A 15,087-nucleotide genomic window follows, 5' to 3' on the forward strand; every position below is an offset into this window, starting at 1 on the left:
TTGGTGTGCGAATGAATTCGCACCTACAGGTTTGCCAGGACGGCCTGTGCAGAATCGGCAATGCGCTGCCGCTCGTCGGGCGCGAACCTGTCGTAGGTGCGCACCATCTGCGCCATGCGTGGATTGCGCGCCAGGCTGTCGCGATGGCGCGCGATGAAATCCCAGTACAGCGCATTGAACGGACAGGCGCGCGGTCCGCAGCGCTGCTTGACGTCGTAGGTGCAGGACGCGCAGTAGTTCGACATGCGCTTGATGTAGGCGCCGCTCGCGGCATAGGGCTTGGATGCCAGGAGGCCGCCGTCGGCGAACTGGCTCATGCCGACCGTGTTCGGCAATTCCACCCATTCGTAGGCATCGGCATAGACGCTCAAGTACCACTCGTGCAGGGCATGCGGATCGATACCCGCCAGCAGCGCGAAATTGCCGGTCACCATCAGGCGCTGGATGTGGTGGGCATAGGCCTCGTCACGGGTTTGCGTGACGACCGTCTTCACGCAGTGCATGGCGGTGTCGGCGGTCCAGTAGAAATCCGGCAGGGGACGGTGGTGCTCGAAGTGATTGCTGCGCTCGTAGCCCGGCATTTTCAGCCAGTAGATGCCACGCACGTATTCGCGCCAGCCGATGATCTGGCGGATGAAGCCCTCGGCGGCGTTGAGCGGCACGCGGCCGGCACGCCAGGCGGCCTCCGCCGCGCGGCAGACCTGCAAGGGGTCGAGCAAGCCGCAGTTGAGGTACTGGGCAATGACCGCGTGGTAGAGGAAGGGCTGGCCGTCCAGCATGGCGTCCTGGTAATCGCCGAAGCGCGGCAACGCGCTTTCGACAAACGCGGCAAACGCCGCCTCGGCGTCGACGCGGGTGACGGCGAACCAGAACGGCGTGAGTGCGCCGAAGTGTTCGCCGTAGCGCGCCGCCACCAGCGCCAGCACCTCTTCGGTGATCGCATCCGGCGGGTGGGTCCTGGGCCGCGGCATGAACAGGTCGGCGTTCGCCGGCTTGCGATTGTCCGCATCGAAATTCCACTGCCCGCCCGCCGGTTGCTCGCCGTCCATGAGCAGGCCGGTGCGACGGCGCATGTCGCGGTAGAAATACTCCATGCGCAGCTGCTTGCGACCGTGCGCCCAGGCCTGGAACTCGGCCGGCGAACACAGGAAACGATGGTCCGCAAGGATGTCGACCGGCAGCCGCAACTGCGCCGACCAGTCCGCCATCATGTGCGCCACGCGCCACTCGCCGGCCGCGGTGACGCGCACGCGTTGTGGACGATGGCGCGCGACGGCGTCGCACAGCGCGGCGGTGAAACTGGCGTGCGGGTGTGGCGCGTCGAGCTTCACGTAATCGACCGTCCAGCCGCGGCCACGCAATTCCTCGGCGAAATGGCGCATGGCGGCAAACAGGAAGGCGAGCTTTTTCTTGTGATGGCGCACATAGCACGCCTCGTCGTCGAGTTCGGCCATCAGCACGCGGTCCTGCGCGGGATCGCCGCTGGCCAGGCTGCTCACGGTCGGCGTCAACTGGTCGCCGAGCACGAGGATGAGATTGCGGACCTGGGCCATGGCGTATCGAAGGCTTACCTGCCGGTGGATGGAGAGAGAGTACGCCGCGCGGCGGCATGCGGTTCAATCGCGTTGCGCCGCCCGGCACCCTGAATTTGCGCCGCCGACACTTGATCCCCGACAACTGGCCCCGCGTTTTCCTCTTCTAGCATCCAGCGGGCCTGTCATGCGTCGTCACCTGCCCAGCGCAGGCCGGAGCGCACATCTCGTCTGCCTGAGGGAGGAAGCCATCCATGGCAATGCAATTCGATATGGTCATCATCGGCGCCGGCATCTCCGGCCTCTACTCGCTGCTCAAGGCGCGCGAGGCGGGACTCAGCGCGCGGGTGTTCGATGCGGCGAGCGATGTCGGCGGCACCTGGTACTGGAACCGTTACCCCGGCGCGCGCTTCGACTCGGAGAGCTACACCTACCAGTACTCGTTCTCGCGCGAACTCATCAATGACTGGAACTGGAGTGAGCATTTCGCCGGCCAGCCGGAGATCGAACGCTACCTGCAGTTCATGGCGGCCAAGTTCGATCTGAAGCGCGACATCGAATTCAACGCGCGCGTGAAGTCGGTGGTGTACGACGATGTTCAACAGAGCTGGGAACTCACCACCGAAAGCGGCCTCAAGGCCCGCGCGCGTTACGTGATCGCGGCCACCGGTTTCCTGTCCGCCCACCAGATGCCCGACATCGAAGGCATGGAAAGCTTTGCCGGCATTTCCACCCATACCGCGCGCTGGCCCAAGCAGGGCATAGACCTCAAGGGCAAACGGGTGGGCGTCGTCGGCAGCGGCGCCACCGCCGTGCAGGTCATCCAGACCATTGCCCCGGAAGTGGGTCAGCTGACGGTTTTCCAGCGCTCGCCCAACTGGTGCACGGCGCTGCGCAACCGTCCCATCGACGACGCCACGCAGAAGGATCTGAAAGCCCGCGCGCAGGAGATCTTCGACAGTTGCAACGAAACCTTCGCCGGCTTCATCCACCAGCTCGACATGCGCAACGGCGTCGACGTCGACAAGGCCGAGCGCTGGCGCCTCTACGAAGAACTCCATGCGCGCGGCGGCTTCGCGCTGTGGCTGGCGAATTACCACGACGTGTTCACCAACCGCGAAATCGCCCAGGACGTCAGCGAGTTCCTGGCGCAGAAAGTGCGCGAACGGGTGAAGGATCAGGCCATCGCCGACAAGCTCATTCCCAAGGACCACCTGTTCGGCACCAAGCGCCCGCCGGGCGAGACCAATTACTTCGAAGCCTACAACCATCCCCATGTGGAACTGGTCGACCTGCGTGAGACGCCGATAGCACGCATCGAGGCGCAAGGCGTGGTCACCGGCAGCGGCGCCGATGCGCGCCTGCACGAACTCGATGTGATCATCTACGCGACCGGCTTCCGTGCCGTCACCGGCGAACTCATGCGCATCGACATCGTCGGCGAGAAGGGCTTGTCGCTCAAAGAAAAATGGGCGGACGGGCCGAAGTCCAACCTCGGCGTGCAGTTCAATGGTTTCCCGAATTTCTTTTCGATACTCGGGCCGCACAACCCGGCGGCCTTCTGCAATATCACGCGCTGCGCCGAGAACAACGTTGAGTGGGTGTTCGATTGCATACGCTACATGCGGGACCACGGCTACACCTCGGTCGAGGCCAACCGCGACGCCGAGGAAGCGTGGACCCAGCGCTGCTACGACTCGGTCAAAGGCCTCCTGTTCGGCGAGATCACCGACTCGTGGTTCTTCGGCTATCACAATCCCGGCAGCGACCACGGCCGCTTCCTGATCTTCACCGAGGGCGTGCCGGCCTACCGCAGGATCTTCGCCGACGTCGCGGCCAGGGATTACGACGGCTTCGACATGCGTTGAGCAAGAAGCGGCCGCTCAGGCCTTGCCGGTGACCTTGCCGCCCATCGACGCCACGTGCGCGCGCATCAAGGCCTCGGCGCGCGCGGCATCACCGCGGGTGATGGCATCGACGATCGCCTGGTGTTCCTCGGCGGAGGCTTTCAGCACCGCCGGGCTGGCGAGATGGCGGTTGTTGAGCCTGTCGACCTGGTCACTCAAGGTGCGCGCCAGCGTCGTCACGCGCGGCGTGCCGGCCAGCGCGTAGATCGCTTCGTGCAATTCCTGGTTGGCGGCGAGGTAGGCGTGCAGGTCGAAGGCCGCCGCCATCTTGCGCCCGCGGTCCGCGATCTTCTGCAGGCCCTTGGCGGAACGCTCACCGCTGTGCACGGCGGCGGCGGCGAGTCGTGCCGCCAGGCCTTCGATCACTTCGCGCACCTGGTAGATCTCCTCGAGATCCTGGGCGGTCTGGGTGCGCACCACCGCGCCGCGGTACTGCTGCATTTCCACCAGGCCTTCACCGGCGAGGCGGGTCAGCGCTTCACGCAGCGGGCCCAGGCTCACGTCGAGCGCGGCGCTGAGTTCGGCCGCCACCAGCCGCTGGCCGGGCACCAGCTCGCCGTTGCGGATCCGTTGTCTGATCTCGGCGGTGGCGCGCTCCACTGCGGATTCGCCGGTGTCGTTCGTGCGTCGAAAAGCCATCGTCACTCAGGGCTTGGGAAAGGCTCGCAAGATAGCAGATGCGTGCCCGTACCGAATGCGCCGGGGACTTGCGGTTGCGCACATTCGTCAAATAATATCTTCTGAAGATATCTTGCCATCATGAATTCATGAGCGGCCAGTCACAGGGGGACTCGAGAGATGAGCAACGCAAAACGGCTGCGCGGCCTGCTGGCCGGTAATGACTTCCTGGTGGCGCCGGGCGCCTATGACGGCCTCACTGCGCGCCTGGTCGAACAGCGCGGCTTCCCGCTCGTGTACATGACCGGCGCCGGCACCTCGGCCGCCTGCGGTTACCCGGACTACGGGCTCGTGACCATGACCGAGATGGTCGACAACGCGGCGCGCATGGCGGCCAGCATCGGCATACCCCTGATCGCCGACGCCGACACCGGTTACGGCAACGAACTGAATGTCACCCGCACGGTGCGTGCCTACGAGAGCCGCGGCGTGGCCGGCATCCACCTCGAAGACCAGGTCGCGCCCAAGCGCTGCGGTCATCTCGTCGGCAAGGAAGTGGTGCCGCGCGAGGTCTACTTGAATCAGGTTCGCGCCGCGGTCGCCGCGCGCCGCGATCCGGATTTCGTGCTGATTGCGCGCACCGATGCGCGCGCGGTGCTGGGCCTCGACGAAGCCATCGCGCGCGCCAACGCGGCGCTGGCGCTGGGTGCGGACATGGCCTTCGTGGAAGCGCCGCAGACCCTGGAAGAAGTGGCCGAGATCCCGCGACGCGTGCAGGGCCCATGCCTGTTGAACGTGGTGCCGGGCGGGCGCACGCCCATGCTCGACATGGCCAGCGCCGCTGCCATGGGTTATCGCCTCGCCATCCACCCCGCCATCCTCATGTACGCGGTGGTGGCGGCGGCCGACCAGGCGCTCGATCATCTCGCGCGACACCAGGTCGCGCCGCCGCCGCCCGCCGGGCTCGATGTGGCCGGTCTGTTCGCACGCTGCGGTGCGCGCGAATGGGACGCGGTGCGCGAGCGCTGCGCCGCCGCGCACGACGGCGACGCCGCGTGAACACGGCAACGCTGTTCGACAAGCTGTGGCGCGCGCACGTGGTGCGCGAGCTCGGCGATGGCTGGGCGCTGCTGCATATCGACCGCCACCTGCTGCACGAGATGTCCGGCGCACCGGCGCTGACCGAACTCGCACAGCGCGGCCTGCGACTGCGCAATCCCGAACTCACTTTCGCCACCACCGATCACATCCTGTCGACGGCGCCGGGACGGCGCGGCGATACCTACGCTGCCGGCGCCAAGCTGTGGCGCTCGCTCGGCGAGCACTGTGCGGCGCAGGGCATCCACCATTTCGATCTCGACAGCGGCCAGCAGGGCATCGTGCATGTCATCGGCCCGGCGCTGGCACTGACCCTGCCGGGCACCACCGTGGTGTGCGGCGATTCCCACACCTGCACGCACGGCGCGCTGGGCGCGCTCGCTTTCGGCATCGGCTCCACCGAGATCCTGCACGTGCTCGCCACCCAGACCCTCGCGCAGCGCAAGCCGCGCAACATGCGCCTGCGTTTCGATGGCGTGACCGGCGCGGGCGTGACCGCGAAAGATCTCATTCTCCATGCCATCGCGCGTTTCGGTGCCGACGCCGGCAGCGATTACGCGGTGGAATACGCCGGCACCGCCATCACGCGCATGGCGATGGAAGCGCGTCTGACGCTATGCAACCTTTCGATCGAGTTCGGCGCCAAGTACGGCTTCATCGCGCCGGACGACACCTGCCTCGCGTGGCTGGCGGGCCGGCCCCATGCGCCGCGGGGCGCGGCCTTCGAACGCGCAGCCGCCGCGTGGCGAACCTTGCGCAGCGACGCTGACGCGCACTTCGACCGCGAGGAACACATCGACGCGAGCGCGGTCGCGCCGACCATCACCTGGGGCACGAGTCCCGAGCAGGCCATGCCCGTCGACGGACTCATTCCCGATCCGGCGCAGGCCGATGCGGCCTTGGCCGCCACCTGGCGCAAGGCGCTGGACTACATGGCGCTGGAAGCCGGGCGCCCCATCGCCGGCACCCCCATCGACTTCGTCTTCATCGGTTCGTGCACCAATTCGCGCCTGGACGACCTGCGCGCGGCGGCCGCCGTGATCCGGGGCCGCAAGGTCGCCGCGCGCGTGCAAGCCTGGGTGGTGCCGGGCTCGGCCGAGGTCAAGCGCGCGGCGGAAGCCGAAGGCCTGGACCATGTATTCGGCGCCGCCGGCTTTCAATGGCGCGAACCGGGCTGCAGCCTGTGCGTGGCCGCCAACGGCGAACGCGTGCCGCCCGGCGCGCGCGCGGTCTCGACCTCCAATCGCAACTTCGTCGGTCGCCAGGGCCCCGGCGCCCGCACCCACCTCGCCAGCCCGGCGATGGCGGCGGCGGCGGCGCTCGCGGGCGCGATTGTCGACGTGAGGCAAGCGCTGTGAGCGTGCCGTTCACCACCGTCGAAGGCCTCGCCATTCCGCTGCCGGTCGCCAATGTCGACACCGACACCATCATTCGCATCGAGCACCTGCTCGACAATGGCCGCGCGGCCTTGCGCGAACATGGCTTCGCCGCGCTGCGCCTGCGCGCCGACGGCAGCGAAGACCCGGCGTGCGCGCTCAACCATGCCGACCTCGCCGACGCGCCGATCCTGGTGGCCGGCCGCAACTTCGGCTGCGGCTCTTCGCGCGAGCATGCGGTGTGGGCGCTCGAGGTGCGCGGCATCCGCGTGGTGATCGCCGCGAGCTTCGGCGACATCTTCGTCAACAACTGCTACCAGAACGGCGTGCTGCCGGTGACGCTGGCGGCGCAGGAAGTCGAAGCCCTGCTGCTCGATGCCCATGAGCGACGCGCGCTGACCGTCGACCTCGACCGCGAAACCATCACCACCCGCGACGGACGCCGCTTCGCGTTCAGCGTCAGTCCCTGGCAACGCCAACGCCTGCTCGCCGGCGGCGATGACATCGCGCTGACCCTGCGCGCCAGCGCCGCAATCGATGCCTGGCAGGCCGAAGACCGTGCCCGGCGTCCGTGGATCTGGCCGATCGAGTTCTGAATTCCGATTCAACCACCCACAGAGATTCATCCCATGGCAGTACAACCCACGGCCGTAGCTTCACCACGCTGCGCGCTCATCACCGGCGCCAGCGGCGGTATCGGCCGCGCCACCGCCCAGGCGCTCGCGGCGACGCAATGGCATCTCGTGATCACGGATCTCGAGGCCGCAGCCCTCGAAGCGATGGCGCCCGACTTGTTGGCGGCCGGTGCGCCCGCGGTGCAATGCGTGACCGGTGACGTGGTAGACCCGGGCTTGCCCGCGCGTCTCGCCACGGCCAGCGCCGCGGCCGGCGTGCCGCTGCGCGGACTCGTCAATTGCGCGGGCGTAATCGACGGCACCGCACTCGAAGCCCTCAGCGACGAGCGCTGGCAGCAGGTGTTCGATATCAATGTCACCAGCCAGTTTCGCGTCACGCGCGCCCTGGCGCCGCAGCTGCGCGCGGCCGGCGGCGCCGCGGTCGTCAATCTTTCGTCCATCCTCGGCGTGCATGCCGGACACAACATGCCGGCCTACTGCATGACCAAGGCCGCCATCGTCGGGCTGACCAAGAGCCTGGCGGTCGACTTTGCCGCTGACGAGGTGCGCGTCAATGCGCTGACCCCGGGCGGCATCGATACCAACATGCCGCGCTCACTGCTCGCGCAGCTCGGTATCCCGGAACAGACGTTCTTCGCGAATATTGGCGATTTCGTCGGCCGCCAGCTGGTCAAGCGCCTGGGGCGCGCCGACGAAGTGGCCCAGCTCATCGCTTTCCTGTTATCCGACCACGCCAGCTTCATCACCGGCGCCGCGCTGCCCATCGACGGCGGCTGGGCGGCCTGCTGATCGTCCAAGGGGAACACCATGACTGCATCCGTCTCGAATGACGGCCGCCAGGCCGCCGCGCTGCTGAACGACGAGAACCGCTTCAAACTCGCCGTGTTCGGCGCCAATGTCAGTTGCGGCTGCAGCGTGACGTCGGCCGAGGGCACCATCGCGGTGAACTGGCCGGAGTCGCGCGAGATCGCGCAGCTTGCCGACAAGGCCGGCCTCGACGCCATGATCCCCGTCGCGCGCTGGCGCGGCTTTGGTGGTGAGACCAATTTCAACGATCGCTGCTTCGAGACCTTCACCTGGGCGGCAGGCATCGCGGCCGTCACCGAGCGCATCCAGGTGTTCTCCACCATGCAGGTGCCGACCGTGCACCCGGTGCGCGCGGCCAAGGAAGCGGCCACCATCGACCACATCTCCGGCGGCCGCTTCGGCCTCAACCTGGTGGCCGGCTGGGTGGAATCGGAACTGCGCATGTTCGGCCTGCCGCAGCTGCCGCATGACGAGCGCTACGCGGTGTCGGACGAATGGGCGACCGTCATCAAGCGTGCGTGGACCGAAGACACCTTCGATTTCGACGGGCGTTATTTCAAACTGCCGGGCGTGCACAGCGAGCCGAAGCCGCTGCAGAGCCCCGGGCCACTCATCATGAGCGCCGGACAGAGCCCGGCCGGCTCGGCCTTCGCTGCGCGCCACGCCGATCTGCAGTTCATCTTCCTGCCGGATATCACGCAAACCCGCGAGGTCGTCGCCACGCTCAAGGCGCGCGCGCTCGAGGAACATGGCCGCCGGCTCAAGGTGATGTCGCTCGCCTACGTTGTGTGTCGTGACACCGAGGCCGAAGCGCGCGAGTACGTGAACTACTACGTGCACGAGAAAGGCGACTGGGGCGCGGTGCGCAACCTGTCCGCCGCGGCGAACAACAACATGAAGAGCGCCGATGCCACCGATCCGGCGTTTCTCGAAGCCTTGGTGGCGGGCTATGGCGCGGTACCGATGGTCGGCACCGCCGATCAGATCGCCGAGCGCATGCGCTATCTCGCCGATGCCGGCCTCGATGGCATGACGCTGTCGTGGGTGAACTACGCGGACGGCATCACGCAGTATCAACAGCAATTGCTGCCGCGGCTCAAGGCGCTGGGCTTGCGTCAATAGATCCCTGCCGTGCACGACGGCGGGCCGCCGCCCGCCGTCTTCGCCCCTGCGACAATCCGTCGCATTGATGTCACGCCGCCACGCGGCGACATTCATCGTCGCCACGGAACGGCTCGCCCATGAACCGTGAGAGGCACGCTGGTTCATGTTTCGCGAGGATAGGTGGGTGCCAAGCTTCCGTGTATCAGCCGCCGTACTGGTGGTCGTCGCCAGCGCCGCGTCTGTCGGCTGCGCCGAGGTGCAGGTCTGGCAACGCGGACGCCTCGCGCGACCGGACATGGCGCTGCGCCCCTACCCTGCGCAACGCGCATTGCGCGAACACGTTTACATGAGTCGTGAAGCGGCGCTGGGTGGCGCGACCGCGGCCGGTGGTGGCTGCGGCTGTTATTGATGGCGCGCGCCCATGGAGCAACGTGCGCCCAAACGACGCGCTCTCGACGCGCTGACCGCCGCCGCGCTCACGCTGCCGGGGCTCAGCAGTCATGCGGCGGGCGCCGGGGTCGAGTTCGGATACAGTCACTACGAGGAGAGTGAACGCGAGAACTACGGCCAGCAAGCCAGGTACCAGCCGATCAGCGTCGACAGTTCGACGCTGCGGGCAAACACTCGCCTGCACGACCGTGTGACGCTGCGCTTCGGCTACGCCGAGGACACCTGGTCAGGCGCGACGCCGATGTCGACGGCGCCGCAGGCCGGCGAGCCCAACCGCGGCACGTTTCCGGGCATGCCGCTGTCGGGCGCTTCGCCCTTCCTGGAGAGCAACTTCTACGTCGACCAGCAACTGCAGCCCTATCGCTTCGCCGTGACGCCGGACGGCGGCTTCAGCCAGGTGCCCGATCAACGCGCCGCCCATGTCATGTCCTACGCCTCGCCGGAAACCCGCCGCGCAGGTGATTTCGCGTTGGCCTACGATGGCGGTGACATCGGTCTGTCGGCGGCCGGCGGTCTGTCGGTCGAAGAGGACTATGTGTCGAATTACGTGGCGCTCGGCGCGCGCGTGGATTTCGATCGCAAGCGCACGACCCTGGAAGTGAATGTGCGGCGCGCGCACGCCGAGGTCGCCGCCAAGCTCGATCGCGACGCCTATTCCTATTACGACAGCACCCATTACCGCGCCCATCTCGATTTCGAGACCACGCGCGACTCCCGAACCATCACCTTGCGCGACGATCGCGACGACTGGACGGCGTCCGCGAGCCTCGCCCGCGTATTGACCCGCCACCTGCTGCTGGCCGGCGGCTTCGAATACACGCGCAGCAGCGGTTACCAGGGCAATCCCTACAAGGTCACCGAGTTCGTGTTCGCCGATCTGCGCGGCCCAGGCACCGACTTTGGCGTACCCGGCGTGCCGGTCCTGTACGACGCCTTCGTGCGCGGGCTGCTCGAGCAGCGGCCGGACATCCGCAACCAGTTCACCCTGCACGGCGAACTCGCCTACGACATCGAGCGCTGGGACGCCGCGTTGCATGTCGGCTACCGCTATTCTCACGACGACTGGGACATCAGCGCCCACACCTTCGACCTCGAATGGATCCAGCGTCTGCCGCGCGGCTGGCAGGTGGCGCCGCGCGTGCGCTACTACTCGCAGGGCCGGGCGGATTTCTATCACCGCTGGATCGTGGTCGGCGAAGCCATCCGCTACGTCGACATCGATGCCAACAATCCCGACCTCGGCTTTCGCGAGGATTACGCGTGGCTGCCCTACGAGTATTTTTCCAGCGACCATCGCCTCTCGGGCTATGGCGCCTTGTCCGGTGGCGTGAGCGTGGTACGGGAGTTCGCCGACGGTGCGCTGCGCCTGGAAGCCGGCGCCGAGTACTACCTGCACGCCGGCCATCTCAAGCTCGGCGGCGGCGGTGAAGGCGCCTATGCCGACTTCGATGGCTATGTGCTCAATGGTGTCATCGGTCTCGATCTGGAACGTGCATTCGCGCCCAAGGGCGATGGCGCGAGCACGCATGGCGAGCACGGCGCCCACCGTGGCACGCGCCACCTCGCGCCCGCCGGGCTCGACCATGCGCACGGCCCGCTGCGCGCCGGCGAATTCATGTTCGGCTATCGCTACGGCTATGCGCAGTGGAGCGGCGACTTCCTGCGCGGCACGCAAGCGGTCGATGACGCGACGATACTCAACCAAGCCTGCGCGCCGGCACAGTGCGCGACGGTCACGCGCGAAATGAGCATGAACATGCACATGCTGGATCTCATGTTCGCACCCAGCGACTGGCTGACCCTGGTGCTGATGCCGCAGTTCGTGAACATGAGCATGGCGGTGGCCAACATTCCCGGCGCGCCTGTCGGCGGCGGCCATCACCATGGCGGTGCGGGCGACGACACCCATACCACCGGCAGCGTCGGGGACACCACGTTTGGCGGCCTGGTGAAACTCCATGACGCCGGCACGCACGCCGCGCACCTCGGCCTCATGCTGCGCGCACCGAGCGGTGACTACGCCATCAAGCACGGCAACGTACGCATCGGCAATTTCATGCATTACGACATGCAGACCGGCAGCGGCACCTGGGATCTCGCGCCCAGCCTCACCTGGCACGGCCAATGGCGCCGATGGTCTTTCGGCGCGCAGGGTGCCGCCATGGTGCGCCTGGCGGGCGCCAACGGCGCTGGTTATCGCCTCGGAGACCGCCTGGAGACCTCGCTGTGGAGTGGCTATGGCCTCACCGACTGGCTGGGCGTGACGCTACGCGCGACCCATACCGTGCAGGGCGCGGTGCGCGGACAGTTCAAGCCCGCGGTGTTGGCCGTGGTCAGCGGCCCGATGGACTTGCCGGACAATACCGGAGGAAGGTATTTCGACCTCGGCGCGGGGCTGTCCGCCAAGGTCATGCATGGCACCCTGTCGGTGGAATGGCTGGCGCCCGTCAGTGACGACGTCAACGGCTTTCAGCGCGAGCGCGCGGGTACCTTGTTCGCCGGCTGGAATACTCACTTCTAGCGGGCGCGCGGAGGCGCGCATCGCTTGCGCCGTCACGCGGCCGGCGGGCTTGGTCGGCGCAATGGTCAACCCATCAGAAATGCACGCCGAAGCGGAGGTTGACGGCCGGGTTGCGTGACTGCTGGTAACCGAGCACGTCCTCCCATGCCGGCAGCACGACTTCGAGCGCGAGTTCGCTGCCACGCCAGGCGCCCCACGGCAGGGCGAGGTTGAGACCAAGGCCTATATCGAAGTATTCGCCGCCGCTGTTGCCGGCGAAATCGAAAGGGCCGATGTGTTCGGGCACGAACACATGCCCGGTGAATATGTCCTGCTGCGTACTCGGCGCCATGCGTCCTTCGATGCGACCCTGCGCGGTGTAGATGCCGCGCAGGCTGGCAGTCAGCCACGGCGCGAGGCGATAGCCGCCCCACAGGCTGCCATGCAGTTCATCACCTAGCGCGTATTTCGAGGTATTGCGCGATTCGAGACGCAGCTTGCCGGTCGCCTGCGCACCCCACAGCCAGCGCGCAGCTGCGCCGCGATAGGTCACGCTCGGTTCGAGATCCCAGGTGCCACTGCCGAGTTGCATGTCGTAGTGCAGACGCTGATCGGTGACCGGCGTGGTCATGTCCTTGCGCGCGCGCTGGTCGACGTCACCGGTAGGCATGCTCACGCCCAGGCCGGCGGTGACGACATGTTCGCCCCGCTGGAACACGCGGTAGAGTGCGTAGAGGCCCGTGTCACCCACGCCGCCGGGCTCATGACGATGGACACCGCTGTGCGCGCCGTGGGGGCCGACCAGGGTGATGTCGGGATTGGCGGTCATGGTCATGTCCATGTCCATCCATTGCGGTGTCAGCATCACCGTCAGGCGTTCGGTGAGCGCGAACATGACGTCCAGCATGTGCATGTTCATACCCATCGAGCGCGGCGTGACGGCGCACACGCGGCCCTCGCAGCCTTCGCTGCGCAGCGTGGCAACGTCGACGTCGTGTCCGCCGTTCTGCACGGCGCCGCCCTGGGAGCGACGCGCGAAACGATAGGCCACCATCCATTCGCCGGCCCGCGGCAACGCGTGGTCGAACATCACCCGGCCGGCGCCGCCGAGTGGGCGGCGTGATGCTGTGCAGCGCTGGCGACGGGCGCGGCCAAGGCATCGAAGTCGATGCTGAGCGCGGCGTTGGCCACCCAGTAGTCGTAATCGGCGAAGCTGTCCTCACCGCCGCCGCCGAGCTTGAGCGCGCCCTCGTGCAGGGTGTAGTCGAAGCCGGCCTCGAGAGTGAGCCCTTTGCTGATCGCCTTGGTGACCGTGATGCCCGGCCCCAGCGAACCGAAGCCCGACAGGCGATGATCGCTCGAGTAATGGCGCGGGAAGTTCTGGAACACGCGCCCACTGAGGAAATTGCCGCTGGCATCGAAGCGTGTTTCCGTCATCTCGAACACCGCGAGGGTGTAGAAGTCGGCACGCGATTGCGAGTAGTAGCGCAGTCGCGGTGTCACCGTCCAACCCCGTGGCAGCGGCTGCACCCAGGCGCCTTCGAGGCTGTGGGCGTGGATACCCCAGTCATCGTGCGCAAAGCGATAGTCGAGATGAAGCGCCGCATCCGTGCGCTGGAGGTAATGGATGAATCCCACGTGCCAGTCGAACAGCATGCGCAACTTGGGGCGCACCTCGACCAGGGCACTACTGCCGGTATCGCCGTACAGATTGGTGTGGCCAACGGCGGCGTCGTTGCCGAACACCACCTCGTGACCGAACACCACCTTGTAGGGATTGGCCATGTAGCCGGTGCTGTGGGTGTAGCCGAGGCCGACGGTCAGGAGATCGTGCCTGGACAGCACCTGGGTCAACGACAGCTGGCCACTCTTGTCGTGGCGCGTGCCGTGCAGGGTGGCGCCGGTGCGAGCGAAGCCGCCGAAACCGTCGGGGCCGCAGCTCGGTACCACGTAGCCGGTCGGCGTGAGCGGGTGCTTCTCGAACACCCCGCCGTCGAACAGGCACAGACCGGCGTCGTAGGCATCGCTCGCGATGAACGGCAGGGCGTCAGGGTCGAGCCTGGCGCGCGTTTCGCTGTTGGTGTAGCCGAGGCTCCAGTTGAGCGTGGTGCGCTTCGCATTGAAATCGAAGCTGCCGCCGACGTTCATGAAGCGCGACTCGTAGTCGCGCTCCGATGACACACCGCCACCGATGGACAACGACGCATTGTCCCAGGCGTAGGCAATTTCCAGGTCACCCTGTTGGCGTGTTTCGGGTGAGGCGGAACTCAACACGTCGGTGTGGCGGTTGTCGATGCGGCCCTGGGCGTCGAGGAAGTTACCGTGGCGGTCTACCGGTACGTCGCCGTACATGGCGAGGGCCGCCAGGGGCGAGGCCCCGGTGATGATGCCCTGGTCGTCGCGGCGCGGTGAATTGCCGGCCTGGCTCATGAGCGGTGAAGCACCGATGGGCGTGGCGCCTGACCAGGTGTCCTGGGTGAAGTGCGCCTTGAACGTGACGCGCGGCGCGAGCGTCGCGCGCACGCCGACATCGAAGCCGTCGACCTCGATGGGCCTCAGGTTCTGCGGCAACTTCTGTACGCCCCCGGCGAAGTCGTTGCTGTAGATGTCGCGCCGGCCTTCGCGGTAATGACTGTACTGGATGTCGACGCCGTCGGCGGCGGCTGCGCTGCTCGCCGCCGGCGTGAGCCCGGGCAGCGCGAGCGCCGACATCGTGAGGGCCGCGAGCGCGTTCGAGCGCGTCTCTTTAGTTGCAGCCACAACCACCCCCTTGCCCCGCGCTGCCGCCCGGTGCCGCTTCGCGACTGTCGCGAACGTGGCGCATGAGACCGGTATGCAAGGGGTGCGGCGTCACCGCCATGTGCGGTTTGGCCAAGGCGCCCCGCTCCCAGGGCTGCACATCGGCGCACGCGCCGAGCAGCGCGCATAGCAAAAATACGAGCAAGTGGCGAAGCATGAGGGTGTGCCGCTCCCTGGCGACGGGGATATCCATGCGCCATGGCGCGCGCGCTCATGCTATGGAGATACTGGAGTGCGGCAAATGCGACCGGATGACGCAGG

The 15,087-nt window shown here is 67.0% G+C and carries 13 protein-coding genes; 8 read left to right on the forward strand and 5 right to left on the reverse strand.

The window, feature by feature from the left end; genetic code table 11:
* Positions 1-23 precede the first annotated feature (23 nt).
* Positions 24-1,553, reverse strand: a complete 1,530-nt coding sequence (locus IPM80_10740; protein ID MBK8958887.1) for a cryptochrome/photolyase family protein — start codon at positions 1,551-1,553, stop codon at positions 24-26.
* A 233-nt stretch (positions 1,554-1,786) separates the two neighbouring features.
* Between IPM80_10740 and IPM80_10745 the strand changes: the two genes are divergently transcribed.
* Positions 1,787-3,400, forward strand: a complete 1,614-nt coding sequence (locus tag IPM80_10745; GenBank protein ID MBK8958888.1) for an NAD(P)/FAD-dependent oxidoreductase — start codon at positions 1,787-1,789, stop codon at positions 3,398-3,400.
* A 15-nt stretch (positions 3,401-3,415) separates the two neighbouring features.
* On the opposite strand, the gene IPM80_10750 is transcribed toward IPM80_10745, so the two are convergent.
* Positions 3,416-4,078: a GntR family transcriptional regulator gene (locus IPM80_10750; protein ID MBK8958889.1), complete on the reverse strand. Its 663-nt coding sequence runs from the start codon at positions 4,076-4,078 to the stop codon at positions 3,416-3,418.
* 159 nt (positions 4,079-4,237) lie between these two features.
* Here IPM80_10750 and IPM80_10755 point away from each other — a divergent pair, with 159 nt between their 5' ends.
* From IPM80_10755 to IPM80_10785, 7 genes are all read left to right on the forward strand, one after another.
* A complete protein-coding gene (locus IPM80_10755) occupies positions 4,238-5,116 on the forward strand; it encodes an isocitrate lyase/PEP mutase family protein (GenBank protein MBK8958890.1) in 879 nt (292 codons plus the stop codon).
* Positions 5,062-6,513 (forward strand): 3-isopropylmalate dehydratase large subunit, encoded by a 1,452-nt coding sequence (gene leuC, locus IPM80_10760; GenBank protein ID MBK8958891.1) that lies wholly within the window; start codon positions 5,062-5,064, stop codon positions 6,511-6,513. Before IPM80_10755 ends, leuC begins: the two co-directional genes overlap by 55 nt.
* Before the next feature lie 2 nt (positions 6,514-6,515).
* Complete coding sequence (gene leuD, locus IPM80_10765; protein ID MBK8958892.1) at positions 6,516-7,127, forward strand: 3-isopropylmalate dehydratase small subunit; 612 nt, start codon at positions 6,516-6,518, stop codon at positions 7,125-7,127.
* Positions 7,128-7,160: 33 nt separating this feature from the next.
* Positions 7,161-7,955 carry an SDR family oxidoreductase gene (locus tag IPM80_10770; protein ID MBK8958893.1) on the forward strand — a complete coding sequence of 265 codons (795 nt, stop codon included), beginning with the start codon at positions 7,161-7,163 and terminating at the stop codon, positions 7,953-7,955.
* Positions 7,956-7,973: 18 nt separating this feature from the next.
* The gene (locus IPM80_10775; GenBank protein MBK8958894.1) at positions 7,974-9,095 is read left to right on the forward strand and encodes an LLM class flavin-dependent oxidoreductase; all 1,122 of its coding nucleotides are present in this window, start codon (positions 7,974-7,976) and stop codon (positions 9,093-9,095) included.
* A gap of 145 nt (positions 9,096-9,240) precedes the next feature.
* Positions 9,241-9,486: a DUF4266 domain-containing protein gene (locus tag IPM80_10780; GenBank protein MBK8958895.1), complete on the forward strand. Its 246-nt coding sequence runs from the start codon at positions 9,241-9,243 to the stop codon at positions 9,484-9,486.
* 12 nt (positions 9,487-9,498) lie between these two features.
* Complete coding sequence (locus IPM80_10785) at positions 9,499-12,048, forward strand: DUF3570 domain-containing protein (GenBank protein MBK8958896.1); 2,550 nt, start codon at positions 9,499-9,501, stop codon at positions 12,046-12,048.
* Positions 12,049-12,121: 73 nt separating this feature from the next.
* Here IPM80_10785 and IPM80_10790 read toward each other — a convergent pair whose 3' ends face one another.
* Genes IPM80_10790 through IPM80_10800 form a run of 3 tightly spaced genes read right to left on the reverse strand, consistent with a single transcriptional unit; the run spans position 12,122 to position 14,983 of the window.
* Positions 12,122-13,117, reverse strand: a complete 996-nt coding sequence (locus IPM80_10790) for a hypothetical protein (protein ID MBK8958897.1) — start codon at positions 13,115-13,117, stop codon at positions 12,122-12,124.
* The gene (locus IPM80_10795) at positions 13,117-14,787 is read right to left on the reverse strand and encodes a DUF3570 domain-containing protein (protein MBK8958898.1); all 1,671 of its coding nucleotides are present in this window, start codon (positions 14,785-14,787) and stop codon (positions 13,117-13,119) included. The genes IPM80_10790 and IPM80_10795 overlap by 1 nt, the downstream gene beginning before the upstream one ends.
* The gene (locus IPM80_10800; GenBank protein ID MBK8958899.1) at positions 14,774-14,983 is read right to left on the reverse strand and encodes a DUF4266 domain-containing protein; all 210 of its coding nucleotides are present in this window, start codon (positions 14,981-14,983) and stop codon (positions 14,774-14,776) included. Before IPM80_10800 ends, IPM80_10795 begins: the two co-directional genes overlap by 14 nt.
* Between the last annotated feature and the right edge of the window lie 104 nt (positions 14,984-15,087).

The organism is Pseudomonadota bacterium (genome assembly GCA_016719885.1).
Taxonomy (GTDB): domain Bacteria; phylum Pseudomonadota; class Gammaproteobacteria.

Coding starts and splice junctions, on each gene's coding strand:
- IPM80_10745 (MBK8958888.1), top strand. CDS start 1,787: ATGGCAATGCAATTCGATATGGTCATCATCGGCGCCGGCATCTCCGGC.
- IPM80_10775 (MBK8958894.1), top strand. CDS start 7,974: ATGACTGCATCCGTCTCGAATGACGGCCGCCAGGCCGCCGCGCTGCTG.
- IPM80_10750 (MBK8958889.1), bottom strand. CDS start 4,078: ATGGCTTTTCGACGCACGAACGACACCGGCGAATCCGCAGTGGAGCGC.
- IPM80_10790 (MBK8958897.1), bottom strand. CDS start 13,117: ATGTTCGACCACGCGTTGCCGCGGGCCGGCGAATGGATGGTGGCCTAT.
- IPM80_10755 (MBK8958890.1), top strand. CDS start 4,238: ATGAGCAACGCAAAACGGCTGCGCGGCCTGCTGGCCGGTAATGACTTC.
- IPM80_10770 (MBK8958893.1), top strand. CDS start 7,161: ATGGCAGTACAACCCACGGCCGTAGCTTCACCACGCTGCGCGCTCATC.
- IPM80_10780 (MBK8958895.1), top strand. CDS start 9,241: ATGTTTCGCGAGGATAGGTGGGTGCCAAGCTTCCGTGTATCAGCCGCC.
- IPM80_10800 (MBK8958899.1), bottom strand. CDS start 14,983: ATGCTTCGCCACTTGCTCGTATTTTTGCTATGCGCGCTGCTCGGCGCG.
- leuC (MBK8958891.1), top strand. CDS start 5,062: ATGGGACGCGGTGCGCGAGCGCTGCGCCGCCGCGCACGACGGCGACGC.
- IPM80_10785 (MBK8958896.1), top strand. CDS start 9,499: ATGGAGCAACGTGCGCCCAAACGACGCGCTCTCGACGCGCTGACCGCC.
- IPM80_10740 (MBK8958887.1), bottom strand. CDS start 1,553: ATGGCCCAGGTCCGCAATCTCATCCTCGTGCTCGGCGACCAGTTGACG.